The sequence below is a fragment of the Enterobacter sp. RIT418 genome (assembly GCF_003057745.1).
In the GTDB taxonomy this organism is placed as follows: Bacteria; Pseudomonadota; Gammaproteobacteria; order Enterobacterales; family Enterobacteriaceae; genus Enterobacter.
Genome location: NZ_QBJD02000033.1, coordinates 1 through 5,981 on the forward strand (window position 1 = coordinate 1; position 5,981 = coordinate 5,981).

Annotated in this window: 6 protein-coding genes; all 6 read right to left on the reverse strand. The window is 62.6% G+C overall.

Annotated elements, in window-relative coordinates; genetic code table 11:
- Positions 1-1,251, reverse strand: a 1,251-nt coding sequence (locus tag DBY73_RS21915; RefSeq protein WP_146745805.1) for an AAA family ATPase, incomplete at its 3' end; no start/stop codon positions are given.
- Between the two features lie 352 nt (positions 1,252-1,603).
- The gene (hcp, locus tag DBY73_RS21920) at positions 1,604-2,095 is read right to left on the reverse strand and encodes a type VI secretion system effector Hcp (protein WP_046885950.1); all 492 of its coding nucleotides are present in this window, start codon (positions 2,093-2,095) and stop codon (positions 1,604-1,606) included.
- 1 nt (position 2,096) lies between these two features.
- A complete protein-coding gene (locus DBY73_RS21925) occupies positions 2,097-3,806 on the reverse strand; it encodes an OmpA family protein (RefSeq protein ID WP_112013271.1) in 1,710 nt (569 codons plus the stop codon).
- Positions 3,803-4,492, reverse strand: coding sequence for a type VI secretion system protein TssL, short form (tssL, locus tag DBY73_RS21930; protein WP_112013272.1), 690 nt, complete (start codon positions 4,490-4,492; stop codon positions 3,803-3,805). Before tssL ends, DBY73_RS21925 begins: the two co-directional genes overlap by 4 nt.
- Entirely contained in the window at positions 4,489-5,829 is a 1,341-nt protein-coding gene (gene tssK, locus DBY73_RS21935) for a type VI secretion system baseplate subunit TssK (RefSeq protein ID WP_112013273.1), read from the reverse strand. The genes tssL and tssK overlap by 4 nt, the downstream gene beginning before the upstream one ends.
- Positions 5,830-5,841: 12 nt before the next feature.
- Positions 5,842-5,981 (reverse strand): type VI secretion system contractile sheath large subunit (locus DBY73_RS21940; RefSeq protein WP_146745806.1); only part of this gene is annotated, 140 nt, incomplete at its 5' end.

Sequence of the window (5,981 nt, forward strand, 5' to 3'; positions counted from 1 at the left end):
CTGTCGGCCCGTCAGGTAGCGCCTGGAGAGGGTGACGGCGGCGCGAACGGCCTCGTCGGTAATGTGCACGCCGTGGTGCTCCGCGTAGCGGGACTTCAGGCCGCGCAGCATCAGGCAGGCGGTGTCGTCGTCCGGCTCGTCCACCTTCACCATCTGGAAGCGGCGCTCCAGCGCGGCGTCGCGCTCGAAGTACTGCTTGTACTCGCTCCAGGTGGTGGCGGCGATGGTTCTGAGCTCGCCGCGCGCCAGGGCGGGCTTGAGCAGGTTGGCGGCATCCGCGCCGCCCGCCTGGTTGCCCGCGCCGATGATGGTGTGCGCCTCATCAATGAAAAGGAGCACCGGCAGCGGCGACTGCTGCACCGCCTCAATGATGTTTTTCAGGCGCTGCTCGAACTCGCCCTTCACGCCCGCCCCCGCCTGCAGCAGGCCGAGGTCGAGGGTGCGCACGGAGACCGGCTTCAGGCTGTCCGGGACGTTGCCTTCGGCAATGCGCAGCGCCAGCCCTTCCACCAGCGCGGTTTTGCCGACGCCCGGCTCGCCCACCAGAATCGGGTTGTTCTTGCGCCGGCGCGAGAGGATGTCCACCATCTGGCGAATTTCATTGTCGCGGCCAAATACCGGGTCGATTTTGCCGTCCCGCGCGCGGGCGGTGACGTCGAGGGTGAACTTGTCCAGCGCGCTCTGCAGCGCCGGGCTGAGCTCCCCTTCCTTTATATCCGCATTCACCGGACGGCCCACGAACGCCACCTCGTCACTGCTGAGCGCCGCCTCCTGCTGCACCTCTTCGCGCTCGTCGGACTGCGCGTCCAGCAGCCCGCGCAGGCGCTCGAGCTGGCTCAGCCCGGTGGTGGTCAGCGGCCACAGGCCGTCGCAGCGCGCCAGCGACGGCTTTTCGACAATCGCCATCAGCAGGTGCACGCTGCGGATCTGCGTTTCCCCCGCCAGCGAGGCGTGCAGCCACGCGTTCTGCATCAGGGTGCGGATGCCGTCAGAAAGCTCCGGGCGGCTGCGCACCGAGCGCGGCAGCCGGTCGAGAAACGCCAGCAGGTCCTGCCAGACTGCGTCCATGTCCCACTCGTAGCGGCGGGCAATCACCGTGATGTCCCCTTCGCCCTGCTCCAGCAGCTTCAGCAGCCAGTGCTCGGGGAGGATTTCCGCGTGCGCGCGGGTCTGGCACAGGGAGGCGGCCCCTTCCATCGCGCGGGCGCAGTAGGGATTAAGACGGCGTAACAGAACGGCAGGATTTTCCATGAGAGTCTCTCTTTATCAGTTCCGGGCATGCTACCGCCCCTCGCTGTTGACTTACCAAAGCGCATCAGGTCAGGCAGGCAGATTGTGTGTTCTTTGCTGAGCGTCCGCGGGGCAGGCGCTCAGCAAAAACGGCGGACAGGGTTTCCTGTCCGCAAAGACGATTACCCTAAATCATTCGCGTCGCAGGACAAGGCACTTGTGCCTTGAACAGCGCCTGCGCTGGCCCCATAAGGGGCGAGGCCGCAGGCCGAGTAACGCGGCAAGTTCGCGAATCCCCGGGAGCATAGATAACTATGTGACCGGGGTGAGCGAACGCAGCCAACGCACCTGCGGCGCGAAGGATGACGGGTAATTACGCAGTTGTGCGTTCGTTCCACGAATCGGAATGAATGATGTTGCCGTCTTTATAGGTCCAGGTGATTTTTTCGTAGCGCAGCTCAATCTGCTCCAGATGGTTGTGCTTCTCGAAGGACGGATCCTTGACGTCGTGCATCAGCGGGTTCACCTTCACCACCTTCACGTTTTCCAGTTTGGTGTTGAAGTACTCCACTTCCTGGCCCGCGTCGTTGATTTTGTACCACTTGAATTCAGCCGACTTCAGGGTCTGGCCGGTGGTGACCGCCTTGTACAGGTACGGGCTGGAGGAGTCGATTTCCTTGGTGAACAGGAACGGCGTGTGGATGCGCGTGCCGGTCAGCTTGCCGGTGTTGTTGTCGGTCGGGATGTACAGGTTGTGCTCCTGCGCCACCACCTCGATGCTGCCCTCGCGGTCCTTAACGTCCACAGACCCTTTAATGTCCGCGCCGCCGTCGTCCTTGAGCCACAGATAGACTGGAATTGCCATGTTATTTCTCCATTTCTTGAGTTGAAACGTCACGTATATCCTGTGACGCGGTTGTTGCGCCCGGCAGCTGGCAGGCGTTCGCCTGCGGCACCAGGCTGATTTCGACACGTCGGTTCAGCGCACGGCCTTCGGTCGTGTCGTTGGTTGCGATCGGGCGGCTTTCGCCATAGCCCTGCACCGCGAAACAGGTTTCCGGCACGTCGCCGGTATCGCGCATCCAGTCGCGCACCGATTCCGCGCGCTTGAGCGAAAGCACCTGGTTGGATTTGTCGTCGCCGGTGCTGTCGGTGTGACCGGCCACCACGATGAGCCAGCCCGGTTTGGCCTTAATGCCCACAAGGGAGTTCACCAGCAGCTTCGTGGAGCCGGGCTTCAGCGCCGATTTGCCGGTGTCGAACAGCGACATGCTGTCGAGGCGGACGATTTTAGGAACGGCTTTTTCGACCGGTTTTGGCGGCGGCGGTGGCGGCACGTATGAACGAATAGCATCCAGTACGGGGATGCGTAAGCGTTCACCGTGGTACAGCCCGAGGCTCATATCCATGGGCTCGCCATTACGCGCCCAGCGATCAAGCTGCGCGGCATCCTCACGCAGTACCTGCACGGCGCGCGCCTTCGGCGCGTAGTTGTCCATTGCAATGCGATCGTAGTGCCGGATATCGAAGCTCAGACGCTGGATCAACATGCGGTTATTCCAGGCGCTGCTGAGCAGGGCGGCAACGGCCGCCAGGGTAAAAATGCCCAGCGCACAGCGCCAGGTTCGGGTGCGCGGCGTGAGGCCCTGGCCTTCAGGCAGCAGAGGCAAAACAAAGTCCGGGAAAAGGGACATCACCGTCGTGTCCGTTCCCACCGGCTGCCAGCCTGTGACGTGATGCATGGAGGTATGGCGCGACAGCCATGATGTCCAGGCGGAGGATGCCAGGCTTCCCGACAGAATAGGCCCTAACCCCCACAGCACCGCGGTTGGCGCAATCACCGGAATATCCGACTCGTCGCTGATGAACACGTCCTTGACGTGGACCCGGAACCAGGTCATCAGGCTGTTCATCAGGACCTGCTGCTGCATTGCCATCGCGCCGCCCGTTGTCACCCAGGCTGAAATCGGGCTTGGCGCGGAAGACGCACGCCATACGCGAATGCCCTCGCCGGAAATGGCCGCCTGCCAGAGCATGTCGTCCATCATTGAGCTGCCCACCAGACCGTTCAGCACCACGGGCACGGTATGGCCGGATTCACGACGCAGCTGGCTGATTTGCCAGCGAAGCGTCAGTAGATGGCTGGTTAACGCCTCACTGTCCGCATGCTTCTGCGGGCAGACGCTGACCATCACCGAAAGCTGACGCCCCCAGTGGGGACGCTGACGCAGCACGTATCGGGCGACCTGTACCAGATCCTGCGACTCTTCAACCCTGATCCAGCAGCCCTGGGGCACGGTCAGCACCTGCGACCGTTCCGGCCATGCCTGCGGTAAATCACCGCAAACCAGTACCACCGGCTGGCGCCAGGTGGCTTCAGGAAGATTATCGATGTGAAGGTTGCTTTCGTTACGGGCCATGCGGCTGGCTGCAAGCCAGGCGACAAAAATCACGCCCAGCATCCCGGACAGAATAAAGAGGGATAAGATCCGCGAAACCGGAAGAAATGCGAGGCAGAGCACGATGCTGAGGAAAGCCGCCCACAGGGCCAGCCCGCGCTGTTGTGCAGGACTCATTTCACCGCTCCAGGCAGCAGGGTGGCGAGCATCCGATCCAGCCAGCCGTCAAGCCCCCACCAGAGCGCGGCGATGACGAACGCGCAAACGCCGATACGCACCGGCCAGGAGGAGAACCAGCCGCTCATTCCCCAGCCGGCGTGGCTTTCAGCCAGTATCGGGTGGTTCTGCGGATAGCTAAAAGGCTGAACGCGCTCGCTGAGAGCCTTAACCAGGCGCTGGCGTTCAGGATCGTTCAGAGAACGGTAGCTGCCGAGGAAGCCCAGCATCATGACGCGCTGAAAACAGGTCAGCACGGCGTCGTCCGGCGCCGGCTCGCGCAGCACGTCGCGCATCCGGTCGCAGAGCGTATCCCCGGCGTCCATCGTGCCGAGGAAATGCCCCTGCAAAGGAATGTCATACCACTGAACGCACGCATCATCCTCCACGCCCCGGCCCTTGACGGCTTCGTCAAGCAGCGCGCACTGCGCCGTAAGAATGTGCCTGCAGCTGGCCTCATCCATGCCGCTTTCCTTCAGCACGTGCTGGACCCGCTCCGCATCGGCCACGCAGCGTTCCCAAAGCTGACGCCCTTCACCTTCCTGGAACCGGGGGCCGTGGCGCAGGCTGATAACCTGCAGCCAGGTGTCCTGCAATAGCGCGTCGATATCGACAGGCGCGGCCTGGCCGCGCATATGCTCACTCATGTTCTCAGCACCGCAAAGAGTTCAAGTTCTGGCTCCCCGAGCATGCCCGGGACATAAAACATGCAGCTGCCGCTTTCCAGCATTTCGATCGCCAGAGGATGGGAAACGTCGAGGCTGAAATACTGGTTTTCGAGACGCAGCGGGATCGCCGCGGGCACGTGGCGCAGCGGCGTCAGCGGGATACCCTCGCGCGAGGAGTTGACGATCGCCCTGACGTGATCCGGGCTGCCGGCCTTGCACTGGCGAGGGAACTGCTCGTGCAGCTGTGCCACCGGTACCGGCGAGCGAACGGAGAGGTAATAGTCGGCGCCTTCGCGCAGGCGCGGATCGTGAAGGCGTGCCTGCCAGAAGTGCAGCCGCGCGTCATGCTCCAGCGCGATCGCCACCACGCGCGACGGCAGGCTGGCCTCCAGCAGATCGCTGAGCAAATCAAACAGCGGCGGGAAAACGGCGTTCATATTTTCATGCTGGTAGACAGGGATAGCGCTGACCTGGTGTGCCAGAGAGAACGTCAGAAGGCTGCCGGCAAGGCGCGCCAGCTCCGGATACAGCCGCTCAACCGCGCTTTGCGGCGTGCGCTGAAACTGACCGAGTACCGGTTCTGCGCTGTTAAGCGCGTTGAGTAGCCAGAACAGAGAGACGTCGGCCACGGCAAAATCGGCCATCCGCTCGTTGCTTTCCCTGCGCATCGACATCAGGCGCGTCAGGCGGGCACGAAGCTGCGTCAGCAATTGCTCAAGCTGAGCCATCAGCCAGCGGCTGCTTTGCAGCGTCAGCAGCGGCGGGAGGAACGCTTCATCAATCCGCCAGCCGCCCTGGGTGTCCTGCTGAAGGCGGGCCACCGGGCAGGTCAGATAATCACTGTTGTTTTGATGCGCAAAGCGCAGCGTCAGCTCCGGCTGCAGTACCGCAATCTGCCGGGAGTCGTCACCAAACTGATTGCGTACATCGTGCCAGCGCTGGCGATAGCGTGTCGGACGCTCGGCCACTTCATCAGGCTTCAGGCAGTTGCCGCCGTTTGCCCGCATCAGAGGGAGCGCCAGCAACACCACCACGTCCTGCAGGTCGTTATCCAGCGAGAGCGCGGGAGGGAGCGCATCGGCGTTTTCCGTGTCGATCAGCGTGCCGTCCTGAAAACGGAGATGCAGCCGGCGGGCCTGCAGGCGCCCAAGCTTCAGGGTGTCCGTTTCAAAGCTCGCGTCAATGATCCCCCAGGGGTGATTAAGCCCCATCTGCGCAATGCATTCAGCAGACCAGGCTGCATACGCAGCCTGCTGTTGAAAATGCTGGGGCGAGACCATAATCCCCCGCCCCCATAACGGTAATTCCGTCTTCATTTTCGTCCTGTTTTACGCTTTCGCTTTCGGCATCTGGCTGACCAGAGACAGATTCACGTCCATCCCTTCCACCTGGAAGTGCGGCACCGCATACAGACGCACGCGGAAGAAGCCCGGGTTGTCCTCGATGTCTTCCACCACCACCTTCGCGT